Here is a 2441-nt window from a genome sequence, read left to right as displayed (position 1 = left end):
TGTGATGTCCAGGGACGTTGTTGAGTCGGTCGAAGGGTACGCCGCCAATCGCAGAGTGGTGTCGGTGGTGGTTGTAGAAGTGGAGCCAGCCGGGCAGCGCCAGGCGTCGTTCGGCCTCTGAACCGTAAAACCTGGCATAGGCCCAGCCGTCCCCGAGCGTGCGGTGGAATCGCTCGATCTTCCCGTTCGTCTGCGGCCGGTAGGGGCGTGTCCGCTTGTGTCGGATGCCGAGCCGAGCGCAGAAGTCCCTCCATGCGTGGGATCTGTATGCCGACCCGTTGTCGGATAGGACTCGCTCGACGGTCACGCCTCGTTCGGCGAACCAGGCCACGGCGCGTTCGAGAACTCCCACCGCTGTGCTCGCCTGCTCATCCGACCAGATTTCTGCGTATGCGACGCGGGAGTGGTCGTCGATGACTGTGTGAACGAACGCCGTCCCGGTGCGCGGCTTGTGATCTTTTCCTCGTGGTAATCCCGGAGTCGCGAGCTTGTTCCGTGCGCCTTGCTGCCGACCTACGTAACGATGTCCACCGCCGTCGGGGATGTTGCCGAACTTCGTGACATCGACATGAATCAACGATCCCGGATGAGGATGCTCATATCGCCGCAATGGCTCGCCAGTGACACGATCGATATGCGAGAGGCGGTTCACGCGGCAACGGACGAGGACCGCGTGAACAGTCGACGTCGAGAGACCAAGTCGCGCAGCGATCTGGGCTGGCCCCAGTCGAAGCCGCCAGCGCAGGTTGATGATCTTCTTCTTGACATGCTCGGGCGTCCTGCCTGGGATCCGGTGCGGCTTGCTGGAGCGATCCTGCATCCCAAACTCACCCTCTTCCCGGTAGCGGCCTGCCCATTTCCGGGCAGTGATCGGGGAGACCATGAACATCTTTGCGGCGATCGTGGCCGGATAGCCGTCTTCGACAATCAGCCGAGCTAACCGGAGACGGGCACGAGGAGTGAGAAGAGCGTTCGGATGGGTCATCAATTGGCCTCCGCCGCGGTCTTCGTAAGCGCGCGTCTGGTGAGAAGCATGATGACGAGAGCGATCGCTGTCAGCACCGAAGCGACCCAAACCGGCGCGAGCAGCCCCAGCCCGGTCGCGAGCCCGAGCGCACCAAGCACGGGCCCCGCTGCAGCTCCGATATTCAATGCTGCGGTTGCGTACGAACCGCCCATCGTTGGCGCACCCGATGCTGCATACAGCACACGCGTGATCAGAGTACTGCCGACGCCGAACGACAGGAATCCCTGAACGAGGACGAGGACGATAAGCGCAACGGGATGAGATGCGACCACTGCCAACACGATCCAGCCTGTCAGCAATAGCGGTCCGCCGACTGCGAGCACGAGGCCAGGTCGTTGATCTGATAGTCGTCCTGCGATCGTGACGCCAAGGAACGATCCGATGCCGAACATCACCAGCGCGACGGACACCCACGCTTCGGCCAAGCCCGCGGTCTCGGTCACGATGGGTGCCAGGAAGGTGAATGCCGCAAAGGTCCCTCCGTTGATCAGCGCTCCGAGTGCCATGGCCAGGATGAGCCGCGGCGTCGCCAACTGGCTGAGCTCGACACGGAGCCTTGGTGAGGTCGCGCTAGTCTCGCTCCGACCAACATTGTTCGTGACGCCACGAATGACTCCAACGGCCGCGGGAATACAGAGGATGGCGATCGCCCAGAACGTCGTTCGCCAGCCCAGCGCTGTGCCGAGCAGTGCCCCGGCGGGGACGCCCACGACGGTTGCGATCGTCGTGCCGGAGAGCAGGATCGACAGTGCACGCCCCTTCTGGTTCGCTGGCACGAGGGTAGTGGCCGTGCTCAGTGCTACGGCGAGGAATCCTGCGTTTGCGAGAGCGCTGAGCACCCGGGTGATGAGCAGGAGAGAGAACACTGGTGTCATCGCTCCGATGACGTGGCTTCCCGCGAACACGAGAAGGCAAACGATCAATGTGAGCCGCGGTGGCCAACGGCGAGCGAATGCCGCCATCACTGGCGCGCCGACGACCATACCGACTGCGAATGCGGAGGTCAGCAGGCCCGCAGTGCCGACCGAGACGTCAAGTTCGGTCGCGATCGCGGGGAGCAATCCCGCGAGCATGAATTCTGAAGTGCCCATGACGAAGACCGCCAGGGCAAGCATGTAGAGGGCAAAAGGCATCGAGTACTCCGAGGTGTGAGATCAAGAAATGGTTCTTCTTGTCACCACGGCCAGCGCCCCGGGTACGCCAGACATACGCCCACACAGATCGTGGGCGTCGTAACTAGTGGTTCAAGGGGCTGGCGGTGTGACCGACAACCCCTGACCTGTCTGATTCGGGACTCGACATGCCCCAAACTCTAACATGCCTTCAATGGCAAGCGGTCTGGACAGATACTTCTTGAATCGGCACGGTGTCATTACGGGCGGGGGCCAGAACAACGTCCCTGGACATCACACCT

3 protein-coding genes are annotated in these 2441 nt (G+C 62.4%); all 3 read right to left on the bottom strand.

Features of this window, described 5'->3' with window-relative positions; genetic code table 11:
- Positions 1-985, bottom strand: a 985-nt coding sequence (locus tag BEP01S_RS16440; RefSeq protein ID WP_005297375.1) for an IS481 family transposase, incomplete at its 3' end; no start/stop codon positions are given.
- Positions 985-2160: a chloramphenicol efflux MFS transporter Cmx gene (gene cmx / locus BEP01S_RS16435; protein ID WP_005297378.1), complete on the bottom strand. Its 1176-nt coding sequence runs from the start codon at positions 2158-2160 to the stop codon at positions 985-987. The genes cmx and BEP01S_RS16440, both read right to left, overlap by 1 nt.
- A gap of 21 nt (positions 2161-2181) precedes the next feature.
- On the bottom strand, positions 2182-2235 hold the full coding sequence (locus BEP01S_RS17370) for a chloramphenicol resistance leader peptide (protein WP_011113070.1): 54 nt from the start codon (positions 2233-2235) through the stop codon (positions 2182-2184).
- Positions 2236-2441: the final 206 nt, after the last annotated feature.

The sequence above is a fragment of the Brevibacterium epidermidis NBRC 14811 genome, assembly GCF_001570805.1.
GTDB classification, from domain to species: Bacteria; Actinomycetota; Actinomycetes; order Actinomycetales; family Brevibacteriaceae; genus Brevibacterium; species Brevibacterium epidermidis.
The sequence above is the reverse complement of the archived record's forward strand: the minus strand, read 5'-3'. Positions and strand labels throughout refer to the sequence as shown.

Coding starts and splice junctions, on each gene's coding strand:
- cmx (WP_005297378.1), bottom strand. CDS start 2,160: ATGCCTTTTGCCCTCTACATGCTTGCCCTGGCGGTCTTCGTCATGGGC.